The organism is Paraburkholderia sp. BGA-UO-ETr-F21, assembly GCF_059567925.1.
This window is the reverse complement of record NZ_JCAQOY010000040.1, coordinates 1,071,061-1,086,818: the sequence shown is the minus strand read 5'-3', so window position 1 is coordinate 1,086,818 and position 15,758 is coordinate 1,071,061. Positions and strand designations below refer to the sequence as shown.

The 15,758-nt window shown below is 63.2% G+C and carries 8 protein-coding genes and 1 pseudogene; 5 read left to right on the top strand and 4 right to left on the bottom strand.

Annotation, left to right across the window (positions count from 1 at the left end):
- Positions 1 to 335 precede the first annotated feature (335 nt).
- The 3 genes from lpdA to aceE all read right to left on the bottom strand — a co-directional run bounded on the left by lpdA (position 336) and on the right by aceE (position 6,849).
- Positions 336 to 2,144: a dihydrolipoyl dehydrogenase gene (lpdA, locus tag AC57B1_RS37265; RefSeq protein WP_408301729.1), complete on the bottom strand. Its 1,809-nt coding sequence runs from the start codon at positions 2,142 to 2,144 to the stop codon at positions 336 to 338.
- Positions 2,145 to 2,406: 262 nt separating this feature from the next.
- A complete protein-coding gene (gene aceF, locus AC57B1_RS37260; RefSeq protein WP_496420190.1) occupies positions 2,407 to 4,065 on the bottom strand; it encodes a dihydrolipoyllysine-residue acetyltransferase in 1,659 nt (552 codons plus the stop codon).
- Positions 4,066 to 4,152: 87 nt separating this feature from the next.
- Positions 4,153 to 6,849: a pyruvate dehydrogenase (acetyl-transferring), homodimeric type gene (gene aceE / locus AC57B1_RS37255; protein WP_091792880.1), complete on the bottom strand. Its 2,697-nt coding sequence runs from the start codon at positions 6,847 to 6,849 to the stop codon at positions 4,153 to 4,155.
- 275 nt (positions 6,850 to 7,124) lie between these two features.
- Here aceE and fixL point away from each other — a divergent pair, with 275 nt between their 5' ends.
- The 5 genes and pseudogenes from fixL (at position 7,125) to folD (ending at position 14,346) form a co-directional block, all read left to right on the top strand.
- Positions 7,125 to 9,641, top strand: a complete 2,517-nt coding sequence (gene fixL / locus AC57B1_RS37250) for an oxygen sensor histidine kinase FixL (RefSeq protein WP_408347710.1) — start codon at positions 7,125 to 7,127, stop codon at positions 9,639 to 9,641.
- Positions 9,638 to 10,282 carry an oxygen response regulator transcription factor FixJ gene (gene fixJ / locus AC57B1_RS37245; protein WP_007181270.1) on the top strand — a complete coding sequence of 215 codons (645 nt, stop codon included), beginning with the start codon at positions 9,638 to 9,640 and terminating at the stop codon, positions 10,280 to 10,282. The genes fixL and fixJ overlap by 4 nt, the downstream gene beginning before the upstream one ends.
- A 600-nt stretch (positions 10,283 to 10,882) precedes the next feature.
- Positions 10,883 to 12,285 (top strand): annotated as a pseudogene (locus AC57B1_RS37240) (DUF3300 domain-containing protein).
- A gap of 18 nt (positions 12,286 to 12,303) precedes the next feature.
- On the top strand, positions 12,304 to 13,245 hold the full coding sequence (locus tag AC57B1_RS37235; RefSeq protein WP_496420189.1) for a DUF2950 domain-containing protein: 942 nt from the start codon (positions 12,304 to 12,306) through the stop codon (positions 13,243 to 13,245).
- A 240-nt stretch (positions 13,246 to 13,485) separates the two neighbouring features.
- Positions 13,486 to 14,346 carry a bifunctional methylenetetrahydrofolate dehydrogenase/methenyltetrahydrofolate cyclohydrolase FolD gene (gene folD / locus AC57B1_RS37230; RefSeq protein ID WP_496420188.1) on the top strand — a complete coding sequence of 287 codons (861 nt, stop codon included), beginning with the start codon at positions 13,486 to 13,488 and terminating at the stop codon, positions 14,344 to 14,346.
- Between the two features lie 195 nt (positions 14,347 to 14,541).
- On the opposite strand, the gene AC57B1_RS37225 is transcribed toward folD, so the two are convergent.
- The gene (locus AC57B1_RS37225) at positions 14,542 to 15,657 is read right to left on the bottom strand and encodes an acyltransferase family protein (protein WP_496420187.1); all 1,116 of its coding nucleotides are present in this window, start codon (positions 15,655 to 15,657) and stop codon (positions 14,542 to 14,544) included.
- Positions 15,658 to 15,758 lie beyond the last annotated feature (101 nt).

The following is a 15,758-nucleotide window of genomic DNA, read 5'->3' as shown; positions in this document are numbered from 1 at the left end:
CATCACCTCTGCAGGCAGCATTCAACGCCGGCACGGCTCACCGCTGTGCCGGCGTTACCGCAAGCAACAGCGTCGTGCCGTTGCCGCTCACACGGTGTTAATTGGCCGAACGCTCCGATACGTTAAACAGCGTATCGTTTGCCCGGCGCAAGGCCGGGATTTTTTTTCCCGCCGCGTCTGTTCCGGCGCCGGTGACGTTGAGCGGATTTGATACCGTCGTCGTTGCACGGTAATGGCCCTGCCCTGCTGTCCGAAAGAAAAACGGCGCGTCCTTTGCGGGACGCGCCGTTTTTTTATCCGGACCACCCGCATGAATGCGGGCGGCCCAGTGCGCATTACTTCTTTTTCTGCGGCGGCAAGTCGGTACACACGCCTTCATACAACTCGGCGGCCATACCGATCGATTCGCCCAGCGTCGGATGCGGGTGAATCGTCTTACCGATATCCGTTGCGTCCGCACCCATCTCGACCGCGAGACACACTTCGCTGATCAGGTCGCCCGCATTCAGACCGACGATCCCGCCGCCGATCACGCGATGCGTTTCCTCGTCGAACAGCAGCTTCGTGAAGCCTTCGTCGCGGCCGTTGGCGATCGCGCGGCCGGAAGCCGCCCACGGGAACACCGCTTTGCCGTACTTGATGCCGGCTGCCTTCAACTGGTCTTCCGTCTTGCCCGCCCATGCCACTTCCGGGTCGGTGTAGGCCACCGACGGAATCTGCAGCGCGTCGAAGTACGCTTTCTCGCCATGCGCGGCTTCGGCGGCAACGTGGCCTTCGTGCACGGCCTTGTGCGCGAGCATCGGTTGACCGACGATATCGCCGATCGCGAAGATGTGCGGCACATTGGTGCGCATCTGCTTGTCGACGTCGATGAAGCCGCGCTCCGTCACCGCGACGCCGGCCTTGTCCGCGCCGATCTTCTTGCCATTCGGCGTACGGCCGACGGCGACCAGCACGAGGTCGTAACGCTGCGCTTCGGCCGGGGCTTTTTCGCCTTCGAACGACACGTAGATGCCGTCGTCTTTGGCTTGCGCACCGGTAGTCTTGGTCTTCAGCATGACGTTGGCGAAACGCTTGCTGTTGTACTTCTCCCAGACCTTGACCAGATCGCGGTCCGCGCCGGCCATCAGGCCGTCGAGCATTTCGACCACATCGATCTTCGCGCCGAGCGTGGCGTACACCGTGGCCATTTCCAGACCGATGATGCCGCCGCCGATCACCAGCATGCGCTGCGGAATCTGACGCAGTTCGAGCGCACCGGTCGAATCGACCACACGCGGATCTTCCGGAATGAACGGCAGCTTCACCGCTTCCGAGCCCGCGGCGATGATCGCCTGCTTGAACTTGACGACCTTCTTGCCGCCCTCGGTCTGCACTTCCATGTGATACGGATCGACGAACGAGCCGTTACCCGTCACGACTTCGACCTTGCGCATCTTCGCCATGCCGGCGAGACCGCCGGTGAGCTTCTTGACGACGCCCGACTTGAAGTCGCGCAGCTTGTCGAGATCGATTTGCGGCTTGCCGAACGTGATGCCGTGCGCGCCGAGCGCTTCGGCTTCGTCGATCACGAGCGCGGTGTGCAACAGCGCCTTCGACGGAATACAGCCGACATTCAGACACACGCCGCCGAGCGTCGAGTAACGTTCGACGAGCACGGTCTTCATGCCAAGGTCGGCGGAACGGAACGCGGCGGAATAACCACCGGGGCCCGAACCGAGCACGAGCATGTCGCACTCGATATCCGCGGAGCCGGAATAGCTGCCGGCTTGCGGCGCGGGTGCTGCCGCCTTGGCCGGAGCCGCAGCAGCCTGGGCCGCCTGCGGTTTGGCTTCCGCTTGAGCGGGCGCTTTCTCGGGTTCTTTGGCCGGAGCCTTCGGTGCATCTTTCGCGGGCGCCGCGTCTGCCGATGTTTCGACGAGCGCGATCACCGTACCTTGCGAGACTTTGTCGCCGGCTTTGACGCGGACTTCCTTGACCGTGCCGGCGGTATCGCTCGGCACTTCGATGGAGGCCTTGTCGGACTCGAGCGTCATCAGCGCCTGTTCATTCTCGATGACGTCGCCCGGTTTGATATTGACTTCGATGACATCGACGTCTTTGAAGTCGCCGATATCCGGCACTTTTACTTCGACGAGACTCATTAGTGTCCCCTTCTCTTATTGATCGTGATGAAGGAAGAACCTCAAAAAAGCAGCCTACAAGCTGGCAGCGCGGCGAACAGAATCATCCTTTGCAGTCCGCCGAAGGACGCGCCTTTCTTTTGCCTACTTTTCTTTGGAAGACAAAGAAAAGTAGGTGCCGCCCCGCACAGGGGCGACACTAATAGACCGACAAGAAAGCAGGTTCTACAGAGAGACGCGGATCACAGAAACACAACCCGCGCCCCGCGCAACCATCACCACATCAAAGAATCACACGCCGGAAATCGGCAAGAAGCGCCCCAAGATACGCATTGAACCGGGCCGCCGCAGCACCATCAATCACCCGATGGTCATACGACAAAGAGAGCGGCAGGATCAAACGCGGCACGAACTGCTTACCATCCCAAACCGGCTTCATCGCACCGCGCGACAGACCAAGAATGGCGACTTCAGGCGCATTGATAATCGGCGTGAAGTTCGTGCCGCCAATGCCACCCAAAGACGAAATCGAGAAGCACCCGCCTTGCATCTGATCCGGCTTCAACTTACCGTCGCGAGCGGCCTTCGACAGCTCGGCCATTTCCTTGGCGATATCGATCAAGCCCTTCTTGTCCGCATCGCGAATGACAGGAACGACCAGACCATTCGGCGTGTCAGCCGCAAACCCGATATGGAAGTACTGCTTGAACACCAGGTTGTCGCCGTCGAGGCTGGCATTGAACGTCGGGAACTGCTTCAAGGCCGAAACAACAGCTTTGATCACGAAAGCCAGCATGGTGATCTTCACGCCTGCCTTTTCGTTCTCCTTGTTCAACTGCACGCGCAGCGCTTCGAGATCGGTGATGTCCGCTTCGTCGTTGTTCGTGACGTGCGGAATCATGACCCAGTTGCGATGCAGATTCGCGCCCGAAATTTTCTTGATGCGCGACAGCGGCTTCGGATCGACCGGACCGAATTTCGTGAAGTCGACCTTCGGCCACGGCAGCAGGTTCAGTTCGCCACCACCTGCCGCAGCCGGCGCAGCAGCACCGGCCGGCGCCGCACGCTGGCCGGTCATGACGCCCTTGATAAAGGCGGTCACGTCGGCTTGCGTGATGCGGCCCTTCGGACCCGTGCCCTGCACCTGTGTCACGTCGACGCCGAGTTCGCGCGCGAACTTGCGCACCGACGGCGACGCATGGCTCGCGTGACGCGCGCCACCTTCGCCGGCCGGAATGACCGGTGCCTGTGCGAGCGCCGACGGCGCCGCCGGAGCCGGCGACGGCGTGGCCGGTGCATCGGACGGCTTCTCGACGGCTTCCTGCTTCGGAGCCGGAGCCGGAGCCGGCGCAGCCGCGCCGCCTTCCGCTTCCACCACCACGATCACCGAGCCTTCCGAGACGGTATCGCCGACCTTGACCTTCAGTTCCTTGACAATACCGGCAGCCGAGCTCGGCACGTCCATGGTCGCCTTGTCGGATTCGAGCGTCACCAGCGACTGCTCTTTCTCGACGCGATCGCCGACCTTCACCGCGACTTCGATCACGGGAATGTCTTTGTAGTCGCCGATATCCGGTACTTTGACTTCCTGCAGACCGCCGCCCGCGGCAGCCGCGGGTGCGGCAGCTGGTGCCGGAGCCGCAGCCGCAGCCGGAGCCGGTGCAGCGGCAGGCGCCGGAGCAGGCGCAGCCGCGCCGCCTTCAGCGCCTTCCAGCACGACGATCAACGAACCTTCCGAGACGTTGTCGCCGACCTTGACCTTCACTTCCTTGACGACGCCGGCGGCCGAGCTCGGCACGTCCATGGTCGCCTTGTCGGATTCCAGCGTAACGAGCGATTGCTCTTTCTCGACGGTGTCACCCGCCTTCACCAGCACCTCGATCACAGGGATGTCCTTGTAATCGCCGATGTCCGGCACCTTGACTTCGATCGCTTGACTCATTGTTAGTGTCTCCTGGGCCGCGCACGCGCCCAACCCCTGTCGATCAGGGGACGGGCGCGCACGCCATGGCACACGGGGAAGGATGCCTTAGACGGTCATCGGGTTGGGTTTGGCGGGATCAAGGTTGTATTTCTTGAGCGCCTCGGCGACGACCTTGCGTTCGATCGTGCCTTCATCTGCCAGTGCATTCAACGCAGCAACCGTGACCCAGTAGCGGTCGACTTCGAAGAAGTGGCGCAGCTTTTCGCGCGTGTCCGAACGGCCGTAGCCATCCGTGCCCAGCACGACGAACTTCTGCGGCACGAACGCGCGAATCTGCTCGGTCAGCGCGCGCACATAGTCGGTCGAAGCGATGACCGGACCTTGCGCGTCCTTCAGCAGCTTCTCGACGTGCGAGAGCTTTTTCTCTTCGGTCGGGTGCAGCAGGTTCCAGCGCTGCACTTCGTGGCCTTCGCGCGCGAGTTCGGTGAAGCTCGGCACGCTCCACAGGTCGGCGGCGACGCCCCAGTCGTTCTTCAGCAGGTCGGCGGCGGCGATCACTTCGTTGAAGATCGTGCCCGCGCCCATCAGTTGCACGCGCGGCGCCTTCTTGTCCGCTTCGGCCTTACGGAACGCGTACATACCCTTGATGATGTCGGCCGCTACAGCGTCGCCCTGCGGAATCGCCGGGTGCTCGTAGTTCTCGTTCATCACCGTGATGTAGTAGTACACGTCTTCCTGATCCGCGACCATGCGGCGCAGGCCGTCCTGCATGATGACCGCGAGTTCGTAACCGAACGTCGGGTCGTAGCTGATGCAGTTCGGCACCGAAGCCGCCCACAGCAGCGAGTGGCCGTCTTCGTGCTGCAGACCTTCGCCGTTCAGCGTGGTGCGGCCCGCCGTGCCGCCCAGCAGGAAGCCGCGCGAGCGCATGTCGCCCGCTGCCCATGCCAGGTCGCCGATGCGCTGGAAGCCGAACATCGAGTAGAAGATGTAGAACGGGATCATGATCTCGCCGTGCGTCGAGTACGACGTCGCGGCTGCGATCCAGTCGGCCATGCCACCGGCTTCGTTGATACCTTCCTGCAGGATCTGACCGGTTTCCGACTCACGGTAGAACATCAGCTGGTCGGAATCTTCCGGCACGTACTTCTGGCCGTCCTGATTCCAGATGCCGATCTGACGGAAGAGGCCTTCCATACCGAACGTACGCGACTCGTCCGGCACGATCGGCACGATGCGCTTACCGAGTGCCTTGTCCTTCAGCAGAATGTTCAGGATCCGCACGAACGCCATGGTCGTGGAGATCTCGCGGCCTTCGCCCGTGCCCTTGAGCAGCGGCTCGAATACCGACAGTTCCGGCACCGGCAGCGACTCGGCCTTCTGGCGACGCGCCGGCAGATAGCCACCGAGGTCCTGGCGGCGAGCACGCATGTACTCCAGTTCCTTCGAACCTTCTTCGAACTTGAGGTACGGCACGTTGACGAGATCTTCGTCGGAGATCGGCAGGCGGAACTGGTCGCGGAATTTCTTCAGCTGATCCACGTGCAGCTTTTTCTGCTGGTGGGTGATGTTCATGGCCTGGCCGGCTTCGCCCATGCCGTAGCCCTTGATCGTCTTCGCGAGAATGACGGTCGGCTGGCCCTGCGAATTCGACGCTTCCTGGAACGCTGCGTAGATCTTGTGCGGATCGTGCCCGCCGCGGTTCAGGTTCCAGATTTCCTCGTCGGACCATTCGGCGACCAGCGCCTTGAGTTCCGGCGTGTTGAAGAAGTGTTCGCGCACATACGCGCCCGACTCCGACTTGTACGTCTGATATTCGCCGTCGACCACGGCCATCATGCGGCGCATCAGCGCGCCCGACTTGTCGCGTTGGAACAGCGCGTCCCAACGGCTGCCCCAGATGACCTTGATGACGTTCCAGCCGGCGCCGCGGAATTCGCTTTCCAGTTCCTGGATGATCTTGCCGTTGCCGCGCACCGGACCGTCGAGACGCTGCAGGTTGCAGTTGATCACGAACACGAGGTTGTCGAGGCGTTCACGGCCAGCCATGCCGATCGCGCCGAGCGATTCCGGTTCGTCGGTTTCGCCGTCGCCGAGGAACGCCCAGACCTTGCGGCCGTCGGTCTTCGCAATGCCGCGCGCCTGCATGTACTTCATGAAGCGCGCCTGATAGATCGCCATGATCGGGCCGAGGCCCATCGATACGGTCGGGAATTGCCAGAAGTCCGGCATCAGCCACGGGTGCGGGTACGACGAGATGCCCTCGCCGCCCACTTCCTGGCGGAAGTTGTCGAGCTGGTTCTCGGTCAGACGGCCGAGCAGGAACGCGCGCGAGTACACACCCGGCGACGAATGGCCCTGCACGAACACGAGATCGCCGCCATGTTCAGCCGACGGCGCATGCCAGAAGTGGTTGTAGCCGACGTCGTACAGCGTGGCGGCCGAAGCGAACGAGGCGATGTGGCCGCCCACGTTGGTTTCCTTCCCGGCGCGCAGCACCATGGCAATGGCGTTCCAGCGGGTGTACGAGCGGATACGGTGTTCGATGTCCTGATCGCCGGGAATCTTCGCCTGGCGCGAAACGGGAATCGTGTTGATGTACGGCGTGTTGGCGGAGAACGGCAGATGTTCGCCATGCACGCGGGCGAACTCGATCTGTTTCTCGATCAGGTAGTGAGCGCGATCGGGGCCCACAGCAGAAATCACGCCATCCAGCGCTTCAAGCCATTCGCCGGTTTCCTGGGGATCGTCGTCTTTTTCAGCAGCGACATATTTCATGACTTCGTCGGGTACAGCGGACATGCTCGTCTCCTGGATGTAGAGGAACGCTCTTTGAACAGACGACGCGGACGAAGCACGGCCGCGGCAGCTTCGGCCGATTGTAATAAGGGTCCCGACGTCCGCGCAACAAAATTTTCGAATTACGAGATCGATTCTCATAATGCGGAAAATTGTTGCGACGCAACCTGATTTGACTGCCGATCGACGAATACGTCGGCTAGTTTGCGCCGATTAATGGCACTTTCAGCGCTTTTTTGCGCCATTTACTAGCTTCACGCTGCGCTACAATGCCTCGCATGTTGACCGAACGGCTTTTCGCACGCTCGGCGCGCACCGCCGGTTCGCCTGCGGATTCGACGCCGTCCTCCCGCTGGCACCACGGACCGTGGTGGTCCAATTCCTATTTGCTCACGCCGCTCCTGTCGATCCTGGTGTTTCTGGTCGTCATGAGTCTGATTCTGTGGAGCCTGAACCGGCGCGAACAGCAACAGCAGGAAGACACGCTTTACCGTAACGTCGCGTGGGCGCAGCAGCAGATCCGCCTTTCCATGACCGGCGCGCAGGAACAGATCCAGGCGCTCGCGCGCGATCTGGTCGCCGGTCACGCCGATCCGCATTCGTTCCAGGTGTCCACCACGGACATCATGCAGGGGCATCCCGAGATCCTCTACATGAACTGGTACACGAGCCAGCAGCAGCCGCGCTGGCCCAATACCGCGCTGCCGGTGTTCGGCCAGCGGCTCGCGAGGCCGAACGACACGCAGATGGACGAAGCGGTCAAAGCCGCCTTCGCCGAGGCGCGCAATACGCGCCGCCAGGTCTATTCGCCGCTCATCTACGACGACCTCGGCAACGGCTACATCACGCTGCAAACGCCGGTGTTCCGCGACCGCGACTTCCTCGGCACGATCGCCGCGGTGTTCTCGGTGGAAGGGATCCTCAAGCACGACATTCCGCCCGAGCTCTCGGCGAAATACAAAATCTCGATCATCGACGTGAACAACCGCGAGTTGACCACCACGTCGACCCGCCCGCGCCTGCCGCGCGACATGTTCTACGACCTGCCGCTCGACCCGCCGGGCCAGGGCGTCTCGGTACGCGTCTACGCGTTCCCGCAGATGACCAACTTCACCAACAACACGCTGGTGTGGCTGGTGGCGGGTCTGTCCTGTTTCGTGTTGTGGAGCCTGTGGAGCTTGTGGAAACACACGCGCCAACGCTTCGAGGCGCAGCAGGCGCTGTACGCCGAGGCGTTCTTCCGCCGCGCGATGGAAAACTCGGTGCTGATCGGCATGCGCGTGCTCGACATGCACGGGCGCATCACCCACGTCAATCCAGCGTTTTGCCGCATGACCGGCTGGGACGAAAGCGATCTGGTCGGCAAGAACGCGCCGTTCGCCTACTGGCCGCGCGACGCTTATCCGGAAATGCAGCGCCAGCTCGACATGACGCTGCGCGGCAAGGCGCCTTCGTCGGGCTTCGAATTGCGGGTGCGCCGCAAGGACGGCTCGCTGTTCCACGCCCGCCTCTATGTGTCGCCGCTGATCGACAGCTCGGGCCGCCAGACCGGCTGGATGTCGTCTATGACCGACATCACCGAGCCGAAACGCGCGCGCGAAGAACTCGCCGCCGCGCACGAGCGCTTCACCACCGTGCTCGAAAGCCTCGACGCGGCCGTGTCCGTGCTGGCCGCCGACGAAGCCGAACTGCTGTTCGCCAACCGCTATTACCGGCACCTGTTCGGGATTCGCCCGGACGGACATCTGGAATTGGCGGGCGGCGGGTTCGATAGCGCACAGGCGTCGTCCGATTCGATCGATATGGTGGACACCTATGCCGGGCTGCCCGCCGCGGCGTTGACCGAAAGCACCGCCGATGCGCAGGAAGTCTACGTGCAAAGCATCCAGAAGTGGTTCGAAGTGCGCCGCCAGTACATCCAGTGGGTGGACGGCCACCTCGCGCAGATGCAGATCGCAACCGACATCACGACGCGCAAGCAGGCGCAGGAACTGTCGCGCCAGCAGGACGAAAAGCTGCAGTTCACCAGCCGTCTCATGACGATGGGTGAAATGGCCTCCTCGCTCGCCCACGAGTTGAACCAGCCGCTCGCCGCGATCAATAACTATTGCTCCGGAACCGTCGCACTGGTTAAATCCGGTCGGACGACACCTGACAATCTGCTGCCCGTGCTCGAAAAGACGGCCCAACAGGCGGTGCGTGCCGGCATGATCATCAAGCGCATTCGCGAGTTCGTGAAGCGCAGCGAGCCGAAGCGTCAGGCCACGCGCGTGGCCGATATCGTCGCGGACGCGGTGGGTCTGGCCGAACTCGAGGCGAGAAAGCGCCGCATTCGCATCGTTACCGATCTGCGCGCGCGCCTGCCGGTGATCTATGTCGATCCGGTGCTGATCGAGCAGGTACTGGTCAACCTGCTGAAGAACGGCGCCGAAGCGATGGCCGAAGCCCGTCCGAACGCGGTTGATCCGGTGATCCGCGTGGTCGTTCGGCTGGAAGGCGGGTTTGTCTGCATCAGCGTCGTCGACCAGGGGCCGGGCGTCGACGAAGCAACAGCCGAGCGGCTGTTCGAACCGTTTTACAGCACCAAGTCCGATGGTATGGGCATGGGGCTGAATATTTGCCGTTCGATTATCGAATCGCACCGCGGTCGTCTGTGGGTGGTGAACAACGTCGAATCTGACGGCCACATCACGGGCGCCACGTTCCATTGCAGTCTGCCTATTGGAGAGCCTGACGGCCCGAGCAACGGCGGGTCACAGGCGCCGACACCACAAACCGTTACGGGAGAGCTATGAACAGCCCAGTCACCACACAGGAAACTGTCTTTGTCGTCGACGACGACGAGGCCGTGCGAGATTCGCTGCGCTGGCTGCTGGAGGCGAACGGCTACCGCGTGCAATGCTTCTCCAGCGCCGAGCAGTTCATCGACGCATGGCAGCCGCACACGCATCCGGGCCAGATCGCCTGCCTGATCCTCGACGTGCGGATGTCCGGCATGAGCGGGCTCGAGTTGCAGGAACGCCTGATCGCCGACAACGCGTCGCTGCCGATCATCTTCGTGACGGGCCACGGCGATGTGCCGATGGCTGTGTCCACGATGAAAAAAGGCGCGATGGACTTCATCGAAAAGCCGTTCGACGAAGCCGAGTTGCGCAAGCTGGTCGAGCGCATGCTCGACAAGGCGCGTAGCGAAAGCAGCAGCGTGCAGCAGCAGCGCGCCGCCGCCGAGCGTCTCGGCAAGCTGACCGCACGTGAGCACCAGGTGCTCGAACGCATCATTGCCGGCCGCTTGAACAAGCAGATCGCCGACGACCTCGGCATCAGCATCAAGACGGTCGAAGCGCACCGCGCGAACATCATGGAAAAGCTCAACGTCAACACGGTCGCCGACCTGCTGCGACTCGCGCTGTCGAACAAGCCGCAACCGGCGCAATAAGCCGCACCTGCCGGCACGCCCGAAGGAAGTCCCCTCGCGGGACTCGCCACCGGAACAGTGCCGCGCATCAATGGCCGGACTATCCACGAGTCCGGCCCGCCCCGCCCTCTCCCGCCTGCCATTCCCTCAGCGCCCTTCAGCGCCCTTCAACGCCCTTCAACGCCCTTCAGCGCCTCGCACACTTCTCACGGCCATCAACGCGAACTGCGTTAAATCGACGCATTTCCCGGAAAATAATACGCATTACTCAGCAAATGCTTACCCGATTTCGCAACAATTTCTTTCCTCAGACAAGATTGACGGACTGATCCGCACCCTTTAATTTACGCAGAACTCCTTAGCGGTTGTCGTCGATAGCGCGATCAACGCGGGAATGACGTGCTGCAAAACGCCGCACGCCGTATCGCCTGGTGGTGCGAAACAATCGGATAGGATCGAATGTTTCCTTCTAGCAGCACGTGTTTGCGCCGAGCCACTTGACGGCAAACCGGACACCTGCTCGCTCCGCCACTCCATGGCAGATTCCATTGCGACGAACCGACGCAGTCAGTACTGCGAATCCACGTCGCGTCTTATCAACACCACCGGGAGGAATTCATCGTGAAACGATCCGGAGCACACCGCTCGCGTGCGTTGTTCGTCTGCGCGGTTCTCGCGGGCGCGCCGCTCTTCAGCGGGCTCGCCACGCCGGACGCCGTCCATGCGCAAGCCGCCACCAGAATGTCGAACCAGCAGCTCGATTCGCTGGCCGCTCCCGTGGCGCTTTATCCGGACGCCCTGCTCGCCCAGGTGCTGATGGCCTCGACCTTTCCGCAAGACGTGCGGGCTGCGGCCGCATGGTCCAAAGCGAACGCCAGGCTGCAGGGCGACGACGCGGTCAGAGCGGTCGCAGCCGAGCCGTGGGACGCGAGCGTGCAGTCACTCGTCGCTTTTCCGCAGGTGCTCGCCACCATGGCCTCGAAATCCGATTGGGTCGCGCAACTCGGCACCGCGTTCCTTGCCCAGCCTGGTGACGTGATGGACTCCGTTCAGCGTCTGCGCAGGCAAGCGCAAGCGGCCGGCAATCTGAAAACGAGTGCGCAACAAACGATTGTGGTCGAGCAGAACTCGATTCAGATCGTGCCGGCCAATCCGCAGGTGGTGTACGTGCCGACCTATAACCCCACGGTGGTCTACGGTGTATGGCCCTATCCCGCTTATCCGCCGGTGTATGTGCCGCCGCCGCCCGGCTACACCATCGCCACCAGCTTCATGGCCGGCCTCGCGTTCGGCACGGGTATCGCCGTCGCGAACGCGCTGTGGGGCGGCTTCAACTGGAACTCGCATGACGTCAATATCAACGTGAACCGGTACAACACGATCAACGTGAACAACCGGCTCAACGTGAATGGCAGCACGACGAACTGGAATCGCAACAGCAATGTCAACCGCAACGACAACAACGCGAATCTCGAACGCAACCTGAACAACAACGTCGGCGGCACGCAGCGCGCTGCGTATCGCGGCCGCGACAACGCCCGCGCTCAGGCACAGCAGACCTTGCAGAGCCGCACCGGCCAGAATCTGGGCGGCAGCGCGAGCGAGCGCCTGCAAGGGATCCGCCACGGCGGCACGGCGAACCCCGAACTGCAAAACCGCGCGCGGAACGCCAATCGCGACAATGCGCTGCGCGGCGCCGGCGACGGCAACGCCGCGCGACAGGACACGCAGCGCGGTCAGACAAGCCGCGACGCGCTCGCCAGCCGCGGTGGCCAGCAGTACGCAGCGGGAGATCGCGGTGCGAACGCAGGCGGCTGCAACACTCACACGCCGCGCCTGGTGCAAACGGCGGGGGCCAGCAGCGCGCGTCGGCAGGTCTCGGCGCAAACGGCGGGGGCCAGCAGCGCACGTCGGCAAGTCTCGGTGCAAACGGCAGCGGCCAGCATGGCAGTGGAATCGGCAATTGGAGCGGCGGATTGGGCGGCGGCGGCGCAGGTGAGCACCACTTCGGCCGCGGCCGTTGAACAAAAAAGGAGTCTCTGATGATGCGTCTATTCTCAACGCGCACGCTGCGCGCCAACGTCCTGAACGTAGCGGTCGCTCTCGGCACCACTGCCACGCTGCTCCTTGCTCCGGTGCTGCTGATCAGCACGATCCCGGCCCATGCCCAGGCGATCTACCCTAGCGCCAACGACGCCGCCAATGCATTCGTCGAAGCGCTCGCCCGTAACGACGAGGACGCGCTCAAGCACGTGCTCGGCAGCGACTTTCAACGCGTCATTCCGACCGAAGGCATCGGCGAGGACGACATCTACCAGTTCCTCGGCGAATGGTCGAAAAACCATCAGATCATCGAGGAGCCGGCTATCGACAGGGGGCGCGTCACCGCGCATCTGACAGTGGGCTACAGTGGCTGGAACCTGCCGATTCCGCTCGTGCGAGCGGGCAACGGTTGGCGCTTCGACCTGCCGGCGGCACGCGACGAGATGCTGACGCGCCGCATTGGCCGCAATGAGCGCGCCGCGATCCTGACTTCGCTCGCCTACCTGGATGCGCAATACGACTATCGCAACCTGACCCAGCGCTACGCACAACGCTTCGTCAGTACGCCGGGACAGCATGACGGACTGTATTGGACAACGGCGCCGGGCGAACCGGAGAGCCCGTTTGGACCGCTCGCCGCCACCATGCCGAACGGCACGCTGCCTCAGGAGGCCTATCACGGCTATCACTATCGCATCCTCACGGCGCAAGGGCCGCACGCGAAGGGTGGCGCGCAGAACTACTTCGAACACGGCGTGCTGTCCAAAGGCTTCGGGCTGATCGCCTCGCCGGCCGAATACGGCAAGACCGGCGTGATGAGTTTCATCGTCAACCAGGAGGGGCAGGTGTATCAGAAAAACCTCGGGCCGCAAACCACGCGTGCGGCGGCGGCGATCAAGACGTTCGATCCGGACTCGGGTTGGCAAGCGGTCCAGCCGTAGCGAGCCGGCGCGACGGCGTACGCGTCTCCCCCCGCAACGCCGCGATGCAACCGGCCATCCGTGCGCGGCGTGCGAGCCAGGGCCGGTATAATGTCGGACTTTGCAGCGCCGCATAACCCCGATTCGCGCCGCGCGCTTTTCACGTGCCGACCCATTCCCGCTGAAAAGCGCCATCGCGCGTGGCCCGCTCGAGCGTCTGCGCCCTGCCCCGCTTTCCAAACTGCCCATCTCGACCCGACCATGACTGCCAAACTGATCGACGGCCTCGCCCTTTCCAAGACCCTGCGCGCCGACGTCGCCGCACGCGCCGCCGCCCTCACCGCCCGCGGCCATCAGCCGGGCCTCGCCGTGGTGCTGGTCGGCGACAATCCGGCTAGCGAAGTGTACGTGCGCAACAAGGTCAAGGCGTGTCACGACAATGGCCTCGGCTCGTCGTTCGACCGTTATCCGGCCGACCTGCCGGAAGCCGAACTGCTCGCGCGCATCGACGAACTGAACCACGACCCGCGCATCCACGGCATTCTGGTGCAACTGCCGCTGCCGCCGCACATCGATAGCCATAAGGTGATCGAGGCGATCGCGCCGGAAAAGGACGTGGACGGCTTTCACGTCGCCAACGCCGGCGCGCTGATGACCGGCCAGCCGCTGTTTCGCCCGTGCACGCCGTACGGCGTCATGAAAATGCTCGCGGCCTACCAGATTCCGCTGCAGGGCGCGAACGCGGTGGTGATCGGCCGCTCGAACATCGTCGGCAAGCCGATGGCGCTGCTGCTGCTCGAAGCCGGCGCGACCGTGACGATCTGCCACAGCAAGACGCGCGACCTGGCCGCCCACACGCGCAACGCCGACGTGGTGGTCGCCGCCACGGGCTTGCGCAACATTCTCACGGCCGACATGGTGAAGCCCGGCGCGGCGGTGATCGACGTGGGCATGAACCGCGACGAAGCCGGCAAACTGTGCGGTGACGTCGACTTTGCGGGTGTCAAGGAAGTGGCCGGCTATATCACGCCGGTGCCGGGCGGCGTCGGCCCGATGACCATCACCATGCTGCTCGTCAACACGATCGAAGCCGCCGAGCGCGAAGCAGCAGCGAACGCGTAAAGCGGAAAATGTCAGGCGGAGAACGTCGGGCGGTGGACGTCGGGCGGAAAGCCGGCAGAGCGCAGAGCCGCTCCGCCGGCATCGAAACCTTTCAGGCCCTGGCCTCGCGCCAGGCATCGACCATGATCGGCGCCACACCGCGCCACCTTCGCGCCACCTTCGCGCCATATACCCGCCCCACACGCGCCGCATATCTCAGCGCACGGCTTGATCGCTTGCCGGCATACCCGTCGCCAGCGGCGTCGAGCGGCGCGCCAGACGCCCGCGGCACCACTTCAGCACGGGCCGTTCCACGAAGTGCCACGACAGCGCCGCGCACAGCAGGATGAACGGCGCGGCGATCAGGATCGCCGCCACATGGCTCAACTGCGGCGCGAGATTCGCAACGCATTGCTGCACCATGAAGCCATACAGATAGATGCCGTACGAGTAATCGTGACGCGGCACGAGGCGCCGCAACAACGGCGTCGTTCCGACCCACAGCACGCCATACACGAAGGCCAGATAAAACAGCGGCTGCGCGCCGGCCGTGTCGCGGAACACCAGAAACACCATCGTGAGCGCCAGCGCCGTCAGACCGTTGATGTCGATGCGTTCACGCCAGCCGTACAACAGCATGCCCAGCATGAAAAACGGCTCCGGCCAGAATGAATATCCGCCGGGCGTTTCGCTGAAATCGCGCAAGCCGACCTGCCAATGCGACAGATTCACGCGCAGTACGAACGCGGCGCAACCCAGCGCGGCAGCGAGCGCCACGCCGCGCGAACTGGACAGCAGTCCGACCATGCCGGTCACGAGCACGATCAGATAGCACCTTACTTCGAGCGGCAGCGTCCAGAGCGGTGCGCAGACGTCGACGGGAAAGCGGTTGTGCTCGAACACGCCCGGCAGCGCCCAGCCGGTTTTCAGCACGATGGTCGAGAAATTGTCGAGGTTGGCCCACGTCATGCCAGAGGCGAAGTACTCGCGCAGCGGCAGCGTCGTAAACAGCGGGCCGACGATGAACACCGTCACCAGCGAACCGGCCGCGATCGCTGGCCAAAGGCGCGCGATGCGCAAGACGGCGAAGCGCGGCACCGAGCGCTGCCGGTCGAAGCTGGCGATGACCAGCATGCCGCTCAAGAGGAAAAAGGCGTAGACGCCGAGCGCGCCAAAACCGTCGAAACCGAGCGCGTTCTGGACCCAATCCGTGGTGCCGTCGGGCGCCTGGAGCAGGTAGGAATGACCGTAGACGACGGCGATAGCGGCCAGCAGCCGCACGAGATCAAAGTTGTTGCCCTTGCGCGATAACGCATCCGAAAGCGGGTTCATCCATACCTCTTTTACGAAAAACGCCGCTGACCGGTAGCGACACCCCACCTTGCCGCATAGCAGCAATTGGAACCGTTCGTTTTCGCACAAAGCACAGTGGC

Excerpts from the sequence above, each read along its gene's own strand:
- lpdA (WP_408301729.1), bottom strand. The coding sequence starts at position 2,144 with ATGAGTCTCGTCGAAGTAAAAGTGCCGGATATCGGCGACTTCAAAGAC.
- aceF (WP_496420190.1), bottom strand. The coding sequence starts at position 4,065 with ATGAGTCAAGCGATCGAAGTCAAGGTGCCGGACATCGGCGATTACAAG.
- aceE (WP_091792880.1), bottom strand. The coding sequence starts at position 6,849 with ATGTCCGCTGTACCCGACGAAGTCATGAAATATGTCGCTGCTGAAAAA.
- fixL (WP_408347710.1), top strand. The coding sequence starts at position 7,125 with ATGTTGACCGAACGGCTTTTCGCACGCTCGGCGCGCACCGCCGGTTCG.
- fixJ (WP_007181270.1), top strand. The coding sequence starts at position 9,638 with ATGAACAGCCCAGTCACCACACAGGAAACTGTCTTTGTCGTCGACGAC.
- AC57B1_RS37235 (WP_496420189.1), top strand. The coding sequence starts at position 12,304 with ATGATGCGTCTATTCTCAACGCGCACGCTGCGCGCCAACGTCCTGAAC.
- folD (WP_496420188.1), top strand. The coding sequence starts at position 13,486 with ATGACTGCCAAACTGATCGACGGCCTCGCCCTTTCCAAGACCCTGCGC.
- AC57B1_RS37225 (WP_496420187.1), bottom strand. The coding sequence starts at position 15,657 with ATGAACCCGCTTTCGGATGCGTTATCGCGCAAGGGCAACAACTTTGAT.